This is a genomic window from Psychrobacillus sp. INOP01 (assembly GCF_018140925.1).
Classification (GTDB): Bacteria; Bacillota; Bacilli; order Bacillales_A; family Planococcaceae; genus Psychrobacillus.
The window spans coordinates 3,733,017-3,751,296 of the sequence record NZ_CP073315.1 but is presented as its reverse complement, the minus strand read 5'-3'; the positions used below and the strand labels follow the sequence as shown (position 1 = coordinate 3,751,296).

Sequence of the window (18,280 nt, the reverse complement as noted above, 5' to 3'; positions counted from 1 at the left end):
TTATACATAAGGAAGTATATTATATTCAACCTCTTATTCTACTAAACTGCTGCGTTAGTTCAATAAAAAAAGAGCTGCCTAAGCAACCCATGTTCTCTACCTAAAGCACCCGTTAGTTTAATAACTATATTGCCTTTTTTTATAGTAATTACCGATAAAATAACTACAAATTATTCCGATTATAAAAGGAATTACTGAACCTCCTGCTTCAAATCCTGTTGAAGTTTCTTCGTAAAAACTAAACATGAACAATTTAAAATGAAACAAATATCCAATCGATAAAAGCAAACTGCTTACACCTATAAATGATATTAAACCTACAAATACTGTTTTTATCAAACTACACCTTCTTTTTATTATTATTTTTTCTATACTTTAACATAATAGTCGGGTCATATATTCTTTAATACTTTTCAGAGTAAAATGCTACTTTAGTTTAATAAAAAATGGCTTTACTTCTTCTTGAAGTAAAGCACCCGTTAGTTGAAAAGGCACCTTCTCTTTTATTACACATTATGTTAGAACTATGCATTGCTAATCATCCTCTAAACACTAAACAACCTTCTTTATAATCTCCACATTTTACACACTCTTTCTGAACATCAAATCTTTCATTCTTTTTTTCAGCAAGTCATAATTCAGATTTTAAATTGCTATCTATTTGAAATAAATTTCCTTCCAAATTTCTAATTCATATTGAAAATCCCTTAAAAATAAACTTTTTTTCTAAACTACTTTGCTTTAAGAACAATATATTTATAAACCAAAGAATGTAGCATTAATTCTACTAAATTAAACGAATTTATCTTCACTTGCCAAATTGTACAATCACCTTTCATATTGAAATCATAGATTATAAATGTACGGCCAAACTTTACAAAACCAAAGGAGGTATTGAATATGAGACATTCTAATAGTAAAAGTAATGAATGTAATGAATGTGATAAGAAGAAAGAACATACTGATAAAGTTGCAACTAAATGTAAAGGTTGCATTTGTGATCAATTAAGACGATTACAAACTCAAACTGAAGTTGATGTTTTCTTATCAGGTGGTCAGGTGTTAGAAGATGTTGTTTTTATTATCTTAGATCAGAGTAATTGCTGTGCATTCTTTAATGATCCAACAACAGAACCTGGTTCAACACTTATCGTAGACTGCCAATTTATTCAAGCTATTCGAATAGAAGCAGACTGATTCATAAGAGGTCTCTTTCTTTATGGAAGGGGCCTTTCTCAGGCCACTCAACATTCTATATTGAATCGAATATTTTATTTATTTAAAAATTGAGGGAGAATAATTTCCAGTTCACCCTATAAATATTTAATGTCCTTTGAATCGCATTATGTGTCAAATGCGACATAAAAACCCCCATTCATCTTCAGCTAACCTGCCTCTTTAGTTCAATAAGAAAATGCTTTATGGTCTTCAAGTAAAGCACCCGTTAGTGCAACAAGAATTCAATACTTTTCCGAAAATTCCTCCTTCAACATGATGAATACTAAATGTTAAAATTCGAGGTGAAAATAAATGTGACTATTTTCTCAACTGCTCTTTGAAAAAAATGTCTTGTCATTACTCCTTAACAGAAAGGAAATAGTCGCAGAAGGAATAAATTTTTTGTTCTAAAAACGAAGTTTAATTAAAGTAATTTAAAAACCTAGTTGACAGATAAGAATAATGAGGTTAATATAACATATAAATTACTTATCAAGAGAGGTGAAGGGACTGGCCCGTCGATACCTCAGCAACAGATTCAATGAATACTGTGCTAATTCCTGCAAGTACTTGTGCTTGATAGATAAGTTGAGGTTATAATATACCAGTTCCTCTTCTTATCATTTAAATCGTGTCATTTTAAATGAAAGGAGACAATTATGGGAAAATTATTGAGGGAAGCTATTGAAATTAAGCGGAATCAGTTAATTAGTAAATTGCTGGAGTTTGAACGGTACAAATTAGATGAAAGACATCTTTATGAGTTAACAATAACCGAATTGGAATATTTATATTTTAAACTTCAATCTGAAGTTCATCCGCATATTGGAATGGATTCAATCGTTTGGAAAAATTTTTCAAATAATATTAAATGACCTAATTATTGTGAAGAGCATCAATCCATTAACGATTGATGCTCTTTTGCTGAACTGTTGATCTCTTGATTGCTTTTCATCAATACGCGTTACTCCAGTTGGATGTGACTAGTATCCTTAATTAGTATCAGTTAAATGTTAATTCAAACAAACTGGATTTAGATGGAATTTATATTTTTTCAACGTTATATACAGTTCGTTCACTTTGCACATTACCGATATTTAATAATTCATATGGTTGAATCAGAGCAACATAATCTTCTTCAATTACTGGCATATGCTCTACTCCTTTTGGAATAACAACTAATTCACCCTCACCCAAATGTATATCATCTTGATCTTTTAATTTTATTTTTAAATGTCCTTTAATAACTAAAAATAATTCATCTGATTCGTCGTGGTGATGCCATATGAAATCACCTTATATATTTACTATTTTAAAAGCTGAATAATTTACATTTGCAATATTCTTAGGCTGATATTAGTCTTAGATCAAGTCAAATTTGGACATAAAATTTACTTTTTCAATCTTTGTCATCCCTCCGCAACTATTAGTATTACACAAAATGTGAATGGAAATAATTAGTTTTTAAATATTTCACATAATAAAAACACCTAGACAATTTAGTCCAAATGCTTTTAAAAGGGAGAAAACTTAATGGGTCGTTTATGAAGTAACTCATGCTATTACTTTACTACCTTTATTTGCGACTTCGCTAGTGTAAAGAAGTTCAGTATTTTATCACATAATAAATTACATAAAACCATCCAAATATTCCGTGTAGAATTGCCCAAAGTATTGACTTGTTGACACTCCAAGAGATAACTATAGCTAATACAACTCCAAAACCAATTCCACTAGATGTTGCTTTTACTGATCTCTTTTTACTCATTAATACCCACCCAATCCTTTCAACAGTCTTATCAATTAATATATTCCTCTTACGCAATACCTTATGCCGAGACAAATAAGCTTATCTGCAATATCTCATCATTCGAAACATCCATCTGTATCCCAACTGTAGGCGTGGATATTTTACCGCTACGTCCACCACTTATATTTTCTGTAAAGATTGTGGAGTAGTCGCATCCATCAATGTTGATAAACCACTCAAATTTCGAGCTGAAATTGAGCACTTTTTTATGTCAGTCTCATTCGAACTGCGCAATAATATATTTATTAAAATCATGCCTTTTCACCGAACACTTATTCGTGTACATTTAAAACATACTAATAAAAGGGGGAAAATTTTTGAACTCTATTGAATTAATTATTTTAAATTTTATCGAAGTACGAAGAAGAAGTATTAAGGTTTGGACAGCTATTCCACAAGAAAAACTACAATGGAAACCGGATGACGAAGCAATGACTTGTCTAGAAATGATTAGGCATGTTCTAGAAAGTGAACATTATTACCATCTAGCAATCCAAAATCAAGGCAGTCTGGCAGTATTTGATTCTCCTTTCGATAAACAGCCTTTTTCTACTGTGAATGCCGAATTGGAATTTGCCGAACCTTATAGAAATCGGTTCTTAGAAACAATTAGGTCATTTTCTGAAAAAGATTTAACCAATATTAAAATTGACCGCTCTGATGCAGGTTACATAAGAGACTTGGGTGATATGTTGTTAAGAGTTGCTTATCATGAATCTATCCATACTGGCCAATTGCTTGATTATTTAAGAACAGCGGGCATACCAAGACCCTTAGTTTGGGATTAATTTACTCACAGGTGTTATCACCTAGGTGATACACCCTTACTTTTTATATCTTACAGTTGTGTCTACTACGACGCTTTATGGTCGAACGGTTCAGTAAGGTTTGACGAACAGCTGAATCATTTGTTACAATCCACCTATCAAATAGGAAAAGGATGAGGACGATGGTTCGTCGTTTGAAACGGTTTAAGAATGTTGCTACGGCATTAAGCTTCTAAGTAAAAAATGATTTATACTACTTAGAAGCGAGGGAAAAAAATGAAACAACATCGATTTAACCACTGGTCTGAAATTAAGTATTTAAAAGATATTGTCACCAACCCAATGATTGAAGTAGGGGAATACTCCTACTACTCTGGTTATTACGATAATCATGATTTTGAAGATGGCTGCGTTAGATACTTATGGGGAGATGAAAAATCTAGAAAGTTGTTTAACCCCATCGAAGACCTTGGTTGGCATTTAGATAAGTTGATTATAGGAAATTACGTATGCATTGCAAGTGGTGTAATTATTTTAATGGGTGGAAATCACAATCATCATACTGAATGGATTACCGTCTATCCGTTTGTAGAGCAAATTGAAACTTCATATGAACAAAAAGGGGATACAATCATCGAAAATGATGCCTGGATTGGCATGAATGCAATGATTATGCCCGGTGTTACAATAGGTGAAGGTGCTATTGTTGCGGCAGGATCGGTTGTTGCAAAAGATGTCCCGCCATATACGATAGTAGGAGGCAACCCTGCTAAAGAGATAAAGAAACGATTTACAGACAAAGAAATCGAAAAGTTGAAGGAAATGCGTTGGTTCGATTGGGAACGTGAGAAAATTGAACGGGCTAGTCATATCTTATCCAGTTCATCTATTAACCAATTATACGACTTTTATCTAAGGGAAATTAAACCATAACGGATTAATCTTAGATCATCACCTTGAATAAATATTAATAAATTTAATAAGCCATAGTCTCTTCTTAATAGATAATTAAGAAGGGACTATTTTTAAAGTGAAAACACATCACTGCACAGTTTGTATCAACGGTGCGTTAATCAAATTATTGGTTTTGAGTATTGCAGCACATAACCCTTATCACTGTTGCATCTCCTTTTGAATCAACTTTTCCAATACATTTGTGCTAACTGATTTTCTTCTGAATGTTTTTCGTTAAGTTGTATCAGCAATTGAAAAGCAAACAAAAAAAAGTTCCTATGCTTGTACAAAATTCTACAAACATAGGAACTCATATCTATCGTACTCCCTTGGCAGGAATCGAAGAACTAGAATCTCACGCGCTATACATTGTAGCCCATCATGAGTTAATTCCAGAGGAAAGAAATCACTGCATATTATTTATGCAAACTTAGGACCTTTCACTCCACCCTCACTCTTTGGGATGAAGAAATACCAGAATATTACCTTCCTGAGCGTCACTAGAATAGCGTTCAGCTTCATCATCCGGGACTCCAATTTCCATTAGAGCATGCTTTAAACCGCCAGCACCAGAGCTAGCCCCTACGACTGCTCCGCCAATTGTTGTAATAATAGGACCTGCCGCCAACACAGCGCCAAATCCAGGAATCAATACAGTGGATAACCCTGCTATCACGCCCGCTATGCCAATTGCTCCTCCAGTTACAGCTCCTGCAATGGCTCCATCCTTAGTGGAAGGTTTTATTTCCTGTGTGATTTCAGATAGTTCTTTTGTATTTTTAGCAATAACTGAAATTTCCTCAGTTGTATAGCCTTTCTCTTTTAAATTTTCAACAACTTCAGTCGCTTGTTTTTCATTTTCGTATACGCCAATAACATGATTCTTCATTAAAAATTACCTCCTGTTTGCTTCAACTATGTATTCTTTACCCGTTCTTGAGTTTTTCTAGACACTTTAGCCTTCAAGCTTCATTCTTTTTGGAATTCGACTCCCATTTTGCAGTCCCTGGAAAGTGCTTTTTTAGGTCCTTCTTTGAATACTCCGCTATTTACCGTTTAATCGCCGGAAAGTTAAGATACATTAACGGATTCAAGTTCGCTTCTTCAAGATGTTAAGAAGTCTGCTCCTTTGTTTAACAAAAAAAACCGAAATCTCTACTATAATAGAAGAGATTTCGGTTCTTTGTTATGATAATAGAAATTACTTTTTCAAAACGTGCTATTTTATTTGTAAGAAACACTTAATTTGATCAATTATTAATCCAAAAGGACAAACAGAACAACTCAAGCTGTTCTATTTGTCCTTTATTATAATGTGTAACCTTTTATAAACCTCTTTTATTAACAAGTTTCATAATTACTATCATGACTTTCAACATAACAAAAGATGTCTAGTTTTTAAATTTTAGAATTCGTCTTAATATATATTATTTGTTATTAAAGATATCTTCAATTTCATCTAACATAATATTTGCTGCTAAAACGCCACCCGCTGTATTCCAGACAGCATCACTTACTTCATGAACATTTCCACTTTTAACAGCATTTAAATTTTTCCAAAGTGGGTCGTTCGTCCATTCAGTAGCAGTATCTAAGGCAGCTTGATCGCCTTGTGGTGCATATGTGAAATAGAATAGTACATCAGCGTCCATTTTCGGAATAACTTCTTTACCAACCTCAATCGCTAAGTTACCAAGTTTGTTATCAGCAGTAAAAAGTTCCGTTTGCTGTGAAGCACGTTTAAATCCTAATTGATCAAAAATAACTCCTGAGAATGAATCAGTATAATAAATTCTAGATGAACCAGCCATAAAGCGTACAACAGAAATTTCTTGGTTCACTTTATCTCCTAGATTTTGTTTAACTTCATCTAGATGAGCATCAAATTGACTTAATACTTCTTTTCCTTCTTCCTCAAGATTCAATGCTTTAGCATATAACGTAAAGTTTTCTTTCCAATCGCCTCGTAGTGTATCAGAAAATACTGTTGGGGCAATTGCACTTAACTGGTCGTAAACAGCTTCTTGACGTATTTTGTTTCCGATAATTAAATCGGGTTTTAAGGCTGCAATTTTTTCTAAATTCACTTCATGCTCTACACCCACAACTTCAACGTCTGTCATGTCTTCTTTAATGTGGTCGTACCAAGGATCACCTAGCCAAGATTGAACAGCACCAACAGGAGTTACTCCTAATGCAAGTAATGCTTCTGTACCTTCGTTAGTAAGAATTACAACCTTTTCGGGTGCTTTTTCAATCGTAGTAGTACCCATAGCATGTTCAACTGTGTAGCTATTATCTTCTTTGTCTTCATTTCCTGTTGTAGCAGTGTCTTCTTTTGTTTGTCCGCACGCTGCTAATAGCAATAAAGAAAATATTGAAATCATAACGAAAAAACGTTTCATATTAATCACTTAGCTTTCCTCCCAAATATAAATCTTATTGATAATCATTTTCAATACAAGCTTTATAATAGTTCCGAAATTATCCTATGTCAACATTTATTTGAAAATGATTATCAAGCTCATTGACACTCCTTATAACTTGCAATAGACTAGGTGATAAATAGATTAATTTATGGATTCTAGGAAGGTTAATATTATGTTATTAAAAACAAATGGACAAAAACTACTTGGGCTAATCATTATTGTTCTTATATTAGTCTTATTGATGTGCGCAAGTATAGTTTACGGATATACACAAACATCTTGGAAGATGGTACTAGATGCTTTTCAAAATAATAACGGCTCCAATGAACATATAGTAATTGCAACCGTTAGATTACCTCGCGCTTTAATAGCAGTTGCTGTAGGAAGCAGCTTAGCTATTTCAGGCGTCTTGATGCAAACTCTTACGAAAAATCCACTTGCATCCCCTGGAATTTTTGGCGTGAATGCTGGAGCAGGATTTGCAGTTGTTGTAGCAGTTACTCTATTCTCAGTAAGTAATCTTCAAGCATTCGCTTGGATATCCTTTTTAGGAGCAGCTGTAGCAGCAATTGCTGTTTATATTATTGGTTCAGCAGGAAGAGATGGACTTACACCTATGAAATTGACTTTAGCTGGAGCCGCGATGTCAGCTATGTTTGCTTCTTTTACGCAAGGTTTTCTTGTCATTAATGAAGCTGCTTTTGAGCAGGTGCTGTTTTGGCTCGCTGGATCAGTTGAAGGTAGAAAGATGGAAATCTTAACAAATGTTTTACCATATTTACTAGTAGGTTGGGTAGGATCTATTATTATAGCTTCTAAAATGAATGTTTTATCTATGGGAGAAGATGTCGCTAAAGGTCTTGGTGTAAATACTGGTTCTTTAAAAATTATAGTTGCTATTATCGTTATACTATTAGCTGGAGGATCCGTAGCTATAGCAGGACCAATTGGCTTTATCGGAATAGTGATTCCACATGTTACTAGATATATCATTGGTATTGATCATCGTTGGCTTATACCTTTTTCAGGTGCTCTAGGAGGAGTTTTGTTACTTGTAGCAGACATATTAGCTCGATATATAATTATGCCACAAGAAATTCCTGTAGGTGTAATGACTGCTATCATAGGGACTCCATTCTTCATCTACATTGCGAGAAAGGGGTTTAACGCACGATGAATCAGTATAAAAGCTTTAGAAAGTTAGAAGGAAAAGTATCCTTTTTGTTAGATAAAAAAGCCCTATTCATATTAATAAGCTTCCTAGTTGTAACATGTGTTGTTTTTATCGTCAGCACAGGTTTGGGTGATATGAAATTGAGCCCACTAACCGTCTTAAACGTTCTGTTTGGCGGCGGAAGCGAAATGGAACAGCTTGTAGTCCAATCCTTTCGCTTGCCTAGAATTATTGTTGCATTAATGGTGGGGATAGCTTTAGCGGTAGCAGGTGGAATCCTTCAAGGGATGATTCGAAATCCTTTGGCTTCACCCGACATTTTAGGAATAACAGGGGGAGCATCCGTAGCTGTTGTTAGTTTTCTAACCTTTTTCAGTGATGCAAATTACTCTCTGACAGTAAGTATTAAATGGTTACCACTAGCGGCATTTGTTGGTGCTGCAGTAATTGCACTATTGGTCTACATGCTAGCATGGAAAAACGGTGTATCTCCTATTAGAATAGTACTTATCGGAATAGGAGTTTCAGCGCTCATGCAAGCATTAACTACACTGATGATGATTATGGGACCTATTTATAGAGCGAGTCAGGCGAATATATGGATCACCGGTTCTGTATATGGATCTAGTTGGAGCAATGTAGCTATATTAGTGCCGTGGACCGTTGTTTTTGTTGGTATTGCTTTCTTTATGGCGAAGAATATTAATATTTTAGAGCTTGGAGATGACATAGCTACAGGAGTGGGAGGTCGTATTCAGCGACAACGATTCTTCTTATTATTAATAAGTACTGCCCTTGTAGGAGGGGCTGTAGCATTTGCTGGTGGTATCGGGTTTGTCGGGTTAATGGCTCCTCATATGGCAAGAAGGTTAGTAGGCTCTTCATTTGGAGCACTTTTACCTGTTTCAGCACTAATCGGGGGTATATTGGTTATGCTGGCTGATTTAATCGGGAGAACGATGTTTTCACCATTGGAAATTCCTGCAGGTGTATTTACTGCCGGAATAGGAGCACCTTATTTTATTTATCTACTGTTTAAAACTAGAAATGCATAATATGACCATGATAAGGAGTGTATTGAAATGAAGCAAGTGATTGAGACACAAAATTTAACCCTATCATATGGGGAGAGTATTATCATAGATGATTTAAATCTTCAAATACCAAAAGGGGAAATTACTGTTTTCATTGGTGGGAACGGCTGTGGGAAATCAACACTACTTCGCTCAATCGCTCGATTATTAAAGCCTAAAAGTGGAGCAGTATTGCTAGATGGAAGCGCGATATCTAAAATGTCTAGCAAGGATGTTGCAAAGCAAATGTCTATCCTTCCCCAATCTCCTGTTGCTCCTGAAGGATTAACTGTACTTCAATTAGTGAAGCAAGGAAGATACCCTTACCAAACATGGTTAAAGCAATGGACAGAGGAAGATGAAGAAAAAGTGACGAAGGCCTTAAAAGCAACAGCTATTGAAGACCTAAAGGATCGACCAGTGGACTCTTTATCTGGAGGGCAACGTCAAAGAGCATGGATTGCCATGACTCTAGCTCAAGATACAGATATTATCTTACTGGATGAGCCAACTACTTATCTTGATATGACACATCAAATTGAGATTCTCGATTTACTGTATGAACTAAATGAAACAGAGAAACGAACGATTGTAATGGTGCTACACGATTTAAATTTGGCGTGCAGATATGCGGATAATATAGTAGCGATTAAGGATCGGGAAATCTATGCACAGGGTAAACCAGAGCATATTATTAGCTGTCCATTAGTGAAAAGTGTGTTTGGTATGGATTGTCAGATTACAAAAGACCCTCTATTTGGTACGCCTTTATGTATCCCATTCGGTAAAGGAAGATGCATTCTTAAGGAAGTTGGAGTTTAATATTTAGTTGCTTTATTTTGTAACTACGCTACTAATTATTACAACTTTTAAAAGTAATATAGATGCACAAGATAACTGTTACATACTGTTTGATAAAAAAGTGATACAGACCACCTGTCTACTCTTTTGTCCGCATAATTAATTTTCTGTGTCAATCTTATCTTACTTAAATGAGGTTTACACTCGTGTAAACCTCATTTAATCAGACATATTTAACTAAATCGAATTCAGTTTTACCTGGTTATTTAAGGGTTACAAATTCGACAAGGTTGGGGTCGCAAGTTCGAGACTTGTTGAGACCCTCCTTCCCAAAAGCCTTCAAACCTTGATATTTCAAGGTTTGAAGGCTTTTTTTTATTAAAACTTCCTAATATACAATTCTTAATCTAGCATTTATCCACAGAATTTTTTTTGAATTATTGTCCTACTTGGATTGCATCGTGTAAAATGCCTGCAATATAACTATCCTCATTCGATAATAAATGTGCTCCCCTGTAACTTTAAAATCTCCCCCTCTTCGCATATTAGTAATTAGTATAGATGGCAAGTAAAAAAGTTAAATAATGTCGTCTTCTTTGCAGTTTTGGAGACTAATCAAGAAAAAATATTTACTGTTAGTTATTATTTTACAATATCATTAAATTCGGTAATCCTATTTCTCCCAATTTATTTTACTTGTATTTAAAAAATCAAAAATCGTATTCTTCGTCTTTTTTCGCTCGAATAATCTCAAAAGCTTCAACGGTTAACACTGTATCTTCGACTAAGCGATCTAGACGGAAAAGGATATCGTCATTCACAATTTCTTTCCGTAAGAAATCTTTTTCTTCGATAAACACATATGTCGGAACAATGTGAGCTTTCATATATGCTAAGATTGGCTTTAATTGCTGCTCTACCATTAAATAGTGTTTCGATGTACCGGCAGTCACGACACTACTTACGACTTTGTCACGGAAAGCATTGACTGGAAGTAAATCGAAAATATTTTTTAGCGTTGCTGGAATGGATGCTTGGAACGTTGGCGTACCAATAATAATGGCATCTGCTTCCATTATTGTTTCTGACACGTATTTTGTATCTCCTTCATATTCAAAATAATTACGTCCATCACTAAATTCCAATTTATAGTCGGCTAAATCTAGTAGTGTAACTTCATGCTGTGGATATTTATTTTCAAGTATTTCGACAACTTTAGTCATTGCTGTATTTGTTTTAGACCCGACAATTGAGCCGGCTATTGTTACTATTTTCATGTTAATCTCTCCTTTTTATTTGGATGTATATTTTTTAATCGCTGGAATTATTTCATTTCCAATGATTTCGATGTTTTTCATAATCTTTTCGAAAGGTACACCACCGAAGTCGATTTGTGCCATAAAGCGTTGCATCCCATATAGGTCATTTTGGTAAAGTAGCTTTTCGACAATTTGTTGTGTACTACCAACCATTAATGCATCACGTGTATCAGTTGCTTGGGCGAATTGTTGCTTAGGATACCCTCCCCCTCGGATCGCTTGGAATCCACCATTAATATGGGGGTACATGCCTTGTAATGCTTCTTTTGTTGTATCAGCTACATAGAACAAGCTTGTTGTTCCAATTGGGAGTGTACTTGGATCATAGCCATTTCGCTCAGCAGCCTCACGATACGCATCAACAGAAGGCTTAAAGTTGACAGCTGGTCCTCCTAAGGTAGTTAACATCATTGGAATCCCCATATAACCAGCTTTAATGGCACTTGCAGGTGGCCCACCTACAGCACGCCAAATCGGAAGTGAACCACTTTTTGGTTGTGGTAAGATTTCTGCATTTAAAAGTGGAGGACGGAACTCGCCTTCCCATGTAACACGTTCTTCTTCGTTTATTTTTTTTAGTAGTTCTAATTTTTCTTCGAATATTTCCTCATAATCTTGTAAATCCACACCAAGTAAGTGATAAGCACCAACGCGAGATCCACGTCCAGCGACGATTTCTGCTCGTCCGTTAGAAATTAAATCAATTGTGGAGAAGTCCTCATATACACGTACAGGATCAGATACACTCAGCACGGTTGCGGAGCTTGCAATTTTTATTTTACTTGTTGCTTGTGCAATAGCACCTAAAATTACGGTATGAGCTTGAGTTGTAAAGTAGGTTTGATGACTTTCTCCTAAACCGAATACCTCAATCCCTGCATCCTCAGCAAGTTTTGCCATTTCAATTAACTCTTTAATACGTTGTTGTGCAGATATACGTTCACCTGTTGTTGGGTTGACAATGTGATCTCCTAATGAATATAATCCAAATTCCATGCCTTTTGTCGGATTGATGCGATATTGTTCCATAATCAATTCTCCTCTATTGGTTGTAATTTTTCTTCAATTTCAGCACGACGCTGTTCTAAAAACGGTGGTAAATCTAATTTCTGACCAAGTGTTTCGATATTTCCGTCAATTGTAAATCCTGGTCCGTCTGTAGCAATCTCAAAAAGAATGCCATTTGATTCACGAAAGTATAAGCTCTTAAAGTAGAAACGATCCACAATTCCAGACGACTGGAAACCACGTGCTTGTACTTGTTCATCCCAGTATGCAAGTTCTACATCGTCTTTGACACGAATCGCTAGATGATGGATACTACCACGTCCTGGTTTTTCAGTAGGACCTTCTAAATACTTCACTACGATTTCACCAAATACTTCGCCTTGTACTGATTGGAAAATGGCTTCATCTTTCGTACGTGATATTTCGGTATACCCAAATATCTCTGTAAGCGTACTACCAAGCTTTTCAAGCCGGCGTACCGTTATTTCCACGGATCCCATGCCTTGAATTTGATGTTCTAGCGGTACGTTTGATTTTCCCCATGATTCCCATTGCTTCATCTTTTGTCCGTTGGATGCAAGTAGCACCATGCGTAAGCCTTCTTCATCTTCAAAGAATAGAGCAGGACGGTTGGCGTACGATGTAATATCACTATGCTGTACGTTGTATTCATCAAAACGTGCTTTCCAATAGGCTAAACTCATTTCTGTTGGAACAAGTAAACCGATTTGGGTGATAGCGTTTGTGCCTCGGTGAGTGCGTCCAACATTCGGAATTTCAAAGAAAGATAACTCTGTGCCGGGATTTCCAGTTTTATCTCCATAAAATAAGTGATACATCGATGGATCATCTTGGTTCACCGTCATTTTCACACGACGTAAACCAAGTACATTACGATAAAAGTGGTTATTTTGTTTTGCATTTTTTGTAATCATTGAAATATGATGATGTCCTGAAATTGTGTACATAATTTTTTCCTCCAATTCATCATTTGATTAGTCAAGTGACTAGGTAAAAAAATTACTTGTTTGGCAATTTCTTTTTTTCGCTATTTTTTTGTACACGCGACATAAGTAAATACAACGTTTTTTGTTCTTCATCAGATAAACAATCATCAAAGAATGAGGATTGAAATAAAAGCTGAGCTTCAAATGCATTTTCTAGTTTTTCCCGTCCTTTTTTCGTTAACGAGATCGTTTTAGTTTTCCACTCTTGCTTTCGTGCAATGAGTCCATCTTTTTCAAGGCGAGCAAGCATACGCGAAATACCGCCTTGTGACACGGTGACTTTCTCAGCTAGCTCACCTTGTGTTAATGGTTCATAAGTTGAAACTTGCATTAATACATCAAATTGTGCAGTAGTTAAATCAAATGGCTTTAAAAACTCATTCGATAGTAAGTTACTTTGATGTGTGAATCGAGAAATCCTTAACCATATTAACGACCCGCGAGTATTTTGTTGCATATTGTTTGTCACTCCCTTTCTTAATCATCACTTTACTACTCAATTGATAATAAAGCAAGAACAATATCTCGAATTCGAATTATTATTTTGGAAAATCGAGTGCCTATCCAATAACTCAGTTGGATTATTTTAATAACCCCCTTATCTGCTAACAGTTCAAAAATTTCCTCAAGTTCCTTTCTTGTAGTGGAAATTTTGATCCATAAACGCACTTCTTTGACTCTTCAAACTAGCATAAGTTATGGCTGCTTTAAATACCGATTTTCAACTTGTTACTTAGCAGATTAACTTTCAAATTCACGCACTTTGCCAATGGTAGATTGTTTTCCTACCGGCTGTTTAAGACGGTATAGCTCATTATTTTTATACCATTTCATCCACATTTTAATTTGACTCACATTACGAATATTCAAAACCGTTACTATTTCTTCATTGGATTTATCTGCAAATTTCATTTGAAGAGCTTTCATTTTCACTTCTACTGGATAACTGACTCTTGTCACCATAGAAAAAACACCTCCGTATTGAATTTAGGTGTTGTAAACCCGTTCTTCAACGAAAGGTGTTTTTATTTGTCTCATATTTTTGGGTCAGTGCAGTTTTAGATCATGCTCTCTTCACTATTAATCTTATTTAAGCTTTCCTTTTATGGACTCAGCAGCTGCATCAGCAGCCTCTTTTGGAGTTTTTTTACCTTCTAGCATAGTTTGAAGTTCTGCTTGTATTAAAGGCATAATGTTACGTCCTTCAGGATGTATTACTCCAGATCGAGTGAACTCAGTGTAAGACGCTAGTTGAGCTAGATATTTTTGATCATCATAAATATCTTTTGCAGATTCTCTGGTAGGGATAAATTGTGTTTCTCTATTAAATATTCTTTGGTTATCAGCATTAGTAATAACTTTAATGAATTCAGCTGCCGCATCCTGGTTATCTGAATTGATAGGGACTACAAACATTCCAGTGGTTCCATAGGTAGCCTGTTTTTTGTTTTTCAAAGGAGGAGCAATGACAAACTCAAAAGTCTCTTTTCCTAACATTCTACTAACTGATAGGCCTGCTCCTTGTATAGATAGTAGTTTTCCACTATCCCATAGAGAATCATGTTCTAGAGCAGTAATAGAATCCTTTGGAATCCATCCGTTTTTATACATTTTGTTAATAAATTCAAATGCCTCTACTCCATCTTCGTTATTAATCATTACTTCATTATCTTCTGTAAGAATTTCTCCTCCTGCTTGCCATAGGTAAGGATATAGAGTCCCGTTCATAGATCCTCCTCCTAGAAAACTAGAGGCATAGTAACCTTTCTCTTTAGCTTTTTCAGCCCACTCTTCAAATTCCTCCCATGTTGTAGGAAGTTTTGTTGGGTCTTCTCCTATTGCTTTAATTACGTCCACATTATAAATAAAGGTTTCAACCGATTGAAGGATAGGCACTCCATACGTCTTACCCTTCCATGTAGCAGAAACCATTGAACTATCCACAAAATCTTCCATATCATTGTCTTCCAAATAAGAGCTGAGATCTAATAGCATTCCGGCTTCTGCATATTGGGGCATTTGATCTGGAATTGCATAAAACACATCTGGTCCATTATTGGCTGCTAAAGCTGTAAGGATTTTTTGGTCACGGTTTGCCCAAGGAATTTGTTGAAAGTTAACCTTTACACCTGTTGTTTCCTCATAGGAACCGATTAATTCCTTCCACATTTCCCCTTCTTTTTCCTGGTTGTCTGTATAAGGATGAGCCCAAACTGTAATTTCTCCTTTGCCCTTAGATTCAGAAGTCCCCGCTTCATCACTACACCCCATAAGTAATACTCCGCATGTTAATAATAATAGAAAAATTATTAGTTTTTTCAATTAATTGACCCCTTCCATTTTTCATTAATTGTGTCTATCCCATTTCTCTTAGTTCCTATTTCATGCCTCCCCCCTTTCAAATCATGTGGAAATTCATAAGCTATAACAAAGGAAGCGAGGTTTACTACAAATTTTGAGAACGCTTAAATTTAAAGATAAAATTATCGGGTTTAATTTACAGAATAATAAGTTAATTAATAAACTCATAGTATACGATTTAACAGAAAGAGACAATGTCTTTAAACGGTCTTAAATTACGATCTAATTGAAAAAAGAAAAAACCGGACCAGATTAGGTCGGCTTTCGGCTTTCAATTTATATATTATAATTCTCTTCTTAACTTGCAATCCATAAGCCTATTAAAATCTTATAGGAATAATCCTAACTCTTTTTCTGATGAAATAATCGATACGTTTGACTTGCATTGGATATAAAGTTAACGCTAGTTCCAAATATAATTCTTCCTCAAACAAATTTCTAAAACAATCCCTTAAAAAATTATTAATTTAATGAACTATTTCCATTTTCATAAAAGAATTGCAAAGAACTAATTATTTTGAATAACATCTTCTATACTGAGCACATTAAACTCTAGGAGGTGAGGATATCATGACAAAGAAAAGCAAACCAAACTTTAAGAAGAAAGAACCTAATTCAAGAAATGACAATCGGGAAGAATTTGCAGAAGATCTAGATTTAAATCAAGCTAAACAGAAAAATGCACAACAAAATAACCAAAAGAATCGATAATAGATCATCCAATCATTCATTGATAAAGGCATTCAAAAAATTTTATCAATGCTTTCTCCTTAAAAAGCTACTACTACAAAATGGATCGAACTAAAGGATGACGCATCCTTCAAAGACTGTGTCAATGTAAATGGTAATCCTAAATTTGGGGGTGCACAAAAAGAATGGTTTTCAACAATTTGAAAACCATTCTTTTTTATTTATCAGATTTTTAGGAGATCACGATATAATTTGAGATATTGCTGCGAAGATGATGACCAACTAAAGTCAAGATCCATTGCACGCTCTACTAGGTTCCTCCATTTGTTCGGCTGGAAGCGAAATAGTGCAACTGCACGCTCAATTGTATACAGCAATTCGTGGGCATTATAGTTAGCAAAGCTGAATCCATTTCCTTCTTCAGTTAATTCATTATAAGGTATTACCGTATCCTTCAGCCCACCTGTTTCACGGACGAGCGGCAAGGATCCATAGCGAAGTGCAAGTAATTGTCCAATTCCGCACGGTTCAAATTGGGATGGCATTAGAAAAAGATCTGAACCGGCATAAATTTTTCGTGACAATGCTTCATCAAAATAAAGGTTGGCTGACACATTATCGGGATAAATTTCTTCAAAATATCTGAATGCCTCTTCATACTCCTGATTGCCTGTACCTAGTAAAACAAATTGGACATCCAAACCAATGATTTCATGGAATACATGTAGAATCAAATCTATACCTTTTTGATCAACTAGTCTAGTAACCATTGAAATTATTGGGATATCAGGGTTCATAGGAAGCCCAAGTGTTTCCTGTAGATGCTTTTTATTTACAGACTTTCCACTATATTCGTCGTATGGAAGAAATAAATTTTCATCACCTTTTGGATTATAGGAGTCATTGTCAATTCCGTTAACGATTCCTTGAAGATCATTTCCTATTTTTCGTAAGAACCCATCAAGTCTTTCCCCATAATAGGGAGACTGTATTTCGTCTGCATAGGTTGAACTTACCGTTGTCACGCAATCAGCAAAGGCCAGTCCACCTTTTAGGTAGCTGACATCCCCATAAAACTCTAAGGCGTCCATGTGAAAATAGAGCTCGCTTAAATCCAGCAAATCAGAAAGCACTGATTTAGGATATACCCCTTGGTAGCGTAAATTATGAATAGTGAACACAGTTTTGATGCCCTGGTAGTATGGATTATTTTCATAATGGGCCTTCAAATGAACAGGTATCAACCCTGTTTGCCAATCATGGCAATGGATTATATTGGGCCGTTCTTCTAAATACGGTAGAGCCTCTAGTACGGCTCTGGAAAAGAAAGCAAAACGTTCACCATCGTCTCCAAAGCCATAGCTACCATGCCTTTTAAAATAATATTCGTTATCGAGAAAGTATACTGTTATCCCCTGATAATGAAATTTATCTATACCGCAAAATTGACGTCTCCAGCCTACAGGTACTTCAATGCTTTTGATCCATTGCATTTGTTCTTTAAAATGTAATGGAAGGTCGCCATATTTTGGTAGTATCACGCTAACGTTTGCTCCCTTTTTATGTAAAGCTTGAGGCAAGGCGCCTATAACATCACCCAGTCCCCCGGTCTTTATAAATGGGGCGCACTCTGAGGCTGCAAATAATACATTCATGCTGTTGTAACCTC

General features: G+C 35.4%; 19 protein-coding genes and 1 riboswitch. Of the genes, 8 read left to right on the top strand and 11 right to left on the bottom strand.

The window, feature by feature from the left end; all coding sequences use genetic code 11:
* The first annotated feature begins 900 nt into the window (after positions 1 to 900).
* Together KD050_RS18270 and KD050_RS18265 are read left to right on the top strand one after the other, a co-directional pair.
* Positions 901 to 1,197: a hydrolase gene (locus tag KD050_RS18270; protein ID WP_235753850.1), complete on the top strand. Its 297-nt coding sequence runs from the start codon at positions 901 to 903 to the stop codon at positions 1,195 to 1,197.
* 507 nt (positions 1,198 to 1,704) lie between these two features.
* A riboswitch (SAM riboswitch) is annotated at positions 1,705 to 1,808 on the top strand.
* Between the two features lie 69 nt (positions 1,809 to 1,877).
* Positions 1,878 to 2,093, top strand: coding sequence for a Fur-regulated basic protein FbpA (locus tag KD050_RS18265; protein WP_211893736.1), 216 nt, complete (start codon positions 1,878 to 1,880; stop codon positions 2,091 to 2,093).
* A gap of 169 nt (positions 2,094 to 2,262) precedes the next feature.
* On the opposite strand, the gene KD050_RS18260 is transcribed toward KD050_RS18265, so the two are convergent.
* Positions 2,263 to 2,505 (bottom strand): cupin domain-containing protein, encoded by a 243-nt coding sequence (locus tag KD050_RS18260; protein ID WP_211896353.1) that lies wholly within the window; start codon positions 2,503 to 2,505, stop codon positions 2,263 to 2,265.
* Positions 2,506 to 2,824: 319 nt separating this feature from the next.
* The gene (locus KD050_RS18255; RefSeq protein ID WP_211893735.1) at positions 2,825 to 2,986 is read right to left on the bottom strand and encodes a hypothetical protein; all 162 of its coding nucleotides are present in this window, start codon (positions 2,984 to 2,986) and stop codon (positions 2,825 to 2,827) included.
* Positions 2,987 to 3,345: 359 nt separating this feature from the next.
* Between KD050_RS18255 and KD050_RS18250 the strand changes: the two genes are divergently transcribed.
* Both KD050_RS18250 and KD050_RS18245 read left to right on the top strand, forming a co-directional pair.
* Positions 3,346 to 3,816 carry a DinB family protein gene (locus KD050_RS18250; protein WP_211893734.1) on the top strand — a complete coding sequence of 157 codons (471 nt, stop codon included), beginning with the start codon at positions 3,346 to 3,348 and terminating at the stop codon, positions 3,814 to 3,816.
* Between the two features lie 255 nt (positions 3,817 to 4,071).
* Positions 4,072 to 4,728 (top strand): CatB-related O-acetyltransferase, encoded by a 657-nt coding sequence (locus tag KD050_RS18245; RefSeq protein ID WP_211893733.1) that lies wholly within the window; start codon positions 4,072 to 4,074, stop codon positions 4,726 to 4,728.
* Between the two features lie 472 nt (positions 4,729 to 5,200).
* On the opposite strand, the gene KD050_RS18240 is transcribed toward KD050_RS18245, so the two are convergent.
* Both KD050_RS18240 and KD050_RS18235 read right to left on the bottom strand, forming a co-directional pair.
* Complete coding sequence (locus tag KD050_RS18240) at positions 5,201 to 5,638, bottom strand: general stress protein (RefSeq protein WP_211893732.1); 438 nt, start codon at positions 5,636 to 5,638, stop codon at positions 5,201 to 5,203.
* A gap of 538 nt (positions 5,639 to 6,176) precedes the next feature.
* A complete protein-coding gene (locus tag KD050_RS18235; protein WP_211896352.1) occupies positions 6,177 to 7,154 on the bottom strand; it encodes an ABC transporter substrate-binding protein in 978 nt (325 codons plus the stop codon).
* Positions 7,155 to 7,350: 196 nt separating this feature from the next.
* On the opposite strand from KD050_RS18235, the gene KD050_RS18230 reads away from it, so the two are divergent.
* Genes KD050_RS18230 through KD050_RS18220 form a run of 3 tightly spaced genes read left to right on the top strand, consistent with a single transcriptional unit; the run spans position 7,351 to position 10,247 of the window.
* Positions 7,351 to 8,355, top strand: a complete 1,005-nt coding sequence (locus KD050_RS18230) for a FecCD family ABC transporter permease (protein WP_211893731.1) — start codon at positions 7,351 to 7,353, stop codon at positions 8,353 to 8,355.
* Positions 8,352 to 9,407 (top strand): FecCD family ABC transporter permease, encoded by a 1,056-nt coding sequence (locus tag KD050_RS18225; RefSeq protein ID WP_211893730.1) that lies wholly within the window; start codon positions 8,352 to 8,354, stop codon positions 9,405 to 9,407. Before KD050_RS18230 ends, KD050_RS18225 begins: the two co-directional genes overlap by 4 nt.
* Positions 9,408 to 9,434: 27 nt before the next feature.
* Positions 9,435 to 10,247 (top strand): ABC transporter ATP-binding protein, encoded by an 813-nt coding sequence (locus tag KD050_RS18220; RefSeq protein WP_211893729.1) that lies wholly within the window; start codon positions 9,435 to 9,437, stop codon positions 10,245 to 10,247.
* 689 nt (positions 10,248 to 10,936) lie between these two features.
* On the opposite strand, the gene KD050_RS18215 is transcribed toward KD050_RS18220, so the two are convergent.
* The 6 genes from KD050_RS18215 to KD050_RS18190 all read right to left on the bottom strand — a co-directional run bounded on the left by KD050_RS18215 (position 10,937) and on the right by KD050_RS18190 (position 15,882).
* Positions 10,937 to 11,503, bottom strand: a complete 567-nt coding sequence (locus tag KD050_RS18215) for an NADPH-dependent FMN reductase (RefSeq protein WP_211893728.1) — start codon at positions 11,501 to 11,503, stop codon at positions 10,937 to 10,939.
* A gap of 15 nt (positions 11,504 to 11,518) precedes the next feature.
* Entirely contained in the window at positions 11,519 to 12,574 is a 1,056-nt protein-coding gene (locus tag KD050_RS18210; protein ID WP_211893727.1) for an LLM class flavin-dependent oxidoreductase, read from the bottom strand.
* Between the two features lie 2 nt (positions 12,575 to 12,576).
* The gene (locus KD050_RS18205) at positions 12,577 to 13,521 is read right to left on the bottom strand and encodes a ring-cleaving dioxygenase (RefSeq protein WP_211893726.1); all 945 of its coding nucleotides are present in this window, start codon (positions 13,519 to 13,521) and stop codon (positions 12,577 to 12,579) included.
* A gap of 52 nt (positions 13,522 to 13,573) precedes the next feature.
* A complete protein-coding gene (locus tag KD050_RS18200; protein ID WP_211893725.1) occupies positions 13,574 to 14,017 on the bottom strand; it encodes a MarR family winged helix-turn-helix transcriptional regulator in 444 nt (147 codons plus the stop codon).
* Positions 14,018 to 14,301: 284 nt separating this feature from the next.
* Positions 14,302 to 14,523, bottom strand: coding sequence for a hypothetical protein (locus KD050_RS18195; protein ID WP_211893724.1), 222 nt, complete (start codon positions 14,521 to 14,523; stop codon positions 14,302 to 14,304).
* 123 nt (positions 14,524 to 14,646) lie between these two features.
* Positions 14,647 to 15,882: a sugar ABC transporter substrate-binding protein gene (locus KD050_RS18190; RefSeq protein WP_235753849.1), complete on the bottom strand. Its 1,236-nt coding sequence runs from the start codon at positions 15,880 to 15,882 to the stop codon at positions 14,647 to 14,649.
* 609 nt (positions 15,883 to 16,491) lie between these two features.
* Between KD050_RS18190 and KD050_RS18185 the strand changes: the two genes are divergently transcribed.
* Complete coding sequence (locus KD050_RS18185; RefSeq protein WP_211893723.1) at positions 16,492 to 16,632, top strand: hypothetical protein; 141 nt, start codon at positions 16,492 to 16,494, stop codon at positions 16,630 to 16,632.
* Positions 16,633 to 16,835: 203 nt separating this feature from the next.
* Here the strand turns inward: KD050_RS18185 and glgA are convergent, their stop codons facing one another.
* Positions 16,836 to 18,266 carry a glycogen synthase GlgA gene (glgA, locus tag KD050_RS18180; RefSeq protein WP_211893722.1) on the bottom strand — a complete coding sequence of 477 codons (1,431 nt, stop codon included), beginning with the start codon at positions 18,264 to 18,266 and terminating at the stop codon, positions 16,836 to 16,838.
* Positions 18,267 to 18,280 lie beyond the last annotated feature (14 nt).

Excerpts from the sequence above, each read along its gene's own strand:
- KD050_RS18270 (WP_235753850.1), top strand. The coding sequence starts at position 901 with ATGAGACATTCTAATAGTAAAAGTAATGAATGTAATGAATGTGATAAG.
- KD050_RS18265 (WP_211893736.1), top strand. The coding sequence starts at position 1,878 with ATGGGAAAATTATTGAGGGAAGCTATTGAAATTAAGCGGAATCAGTTA.
- KD050_RS18255 (WP_211893735.1), bottom strand. The coding sequence starts at position 2,986 with ATGAGTAAAAAGAGATCAGTAAAAGCAACATCTAGTGGAATTGGTTTT.
- KD050_RS18245 (WP_211893733.1), top strand. The coding sequence starts at position 4,072 with ATGAAACAACATCGATTTAACCACTGGTCTGAAATTAAGTATTTAAAA.
- KD050_RS18240 (WP_211893732.1), bottom strand. The coding sequence starts at position 5,638 with ATGAAGAATCATGTTATTGGCGTATACGAAAATGAAAAACAAGCGACT.
- KD050_RS18235 (WP_211896352.1), bottom strand. The coding sequence starts at position 7,154 with ATGAAACGTTTTTTCGTTATGATTTCAATATTTTCTTTATTGCTATTA.
- KD050_RS18230 (WP_211893731.1), top strand. The coding sequence starts at position 7,351 with ATGTTATTAAAAACAAATGGACAAAAACTACTTGGGCTAATCATTATT.
- KD050_RS18225 (WP_211893730.1), top strand. The coding sequence starts at position 8,352 with ATGAATCAGTATAAAAGCTTTAGAAAGTTAGAAGGAAAAGTATCCTTT.
- KD050_RS18220 (WP_211893729.1), top strand. The coding sequence starts at position 9,435 with ATGAAGCAAGTGATTGAGACACAAAATTTAACCCTATCATATGGGGAG.
- KD050_RS18215 (WP_211893728.1), bottom strand. The coding sequence starts at position 11,503 with ATGAAAATAGTAACAATAGCCGGCTCAATTGTCGGGTCTAAAACAAAT.
- KD050_RS18210 (WP_211893727.1), bottom strand. The coding sequence starts at position 12,574 with ATGGAACAATATCGCATCAATCCGACAAAAGGCATGGAATTTGGATTA.
- KD050_RS18205 (WP_211893726.1), bottom strand. The coding sequence starts at position 13,521 with ATGTACACAATTTCAGGACATCATCATATTTCAATGATTACAAAAAAT.
- KD050_RS18200 (WP_211893725.1), bottom strand. The coding sequence starts at position 14,017 with ATGCAACAAAATACTCGCGGGTCGTTAATATGGTTAAGGATTTCTCGA.
- KD050_RS18195 (WP_211893724.1), bottom strand. The coding sequence starts at position 14,523 with ATGGTGACAAGAGTCAGTTATCCAGTAGAAGTGAAAATGAAAGCTCTT.
- KD050_RS18185 (WP_211893723.1), top strand. The coding sequence starts at position 16,492 with ATGACAAAGAAAAGCAAACCAAACTTTAAGAAGAAAGAACCTAATTCA.
- glgA (WP_211893722.1), bottom strand. The coding sequence starts at position 18,266 with ATGAATGTATTATTTGCAGCCTCAGAGTGCGCCCCATTTATAAAGACC.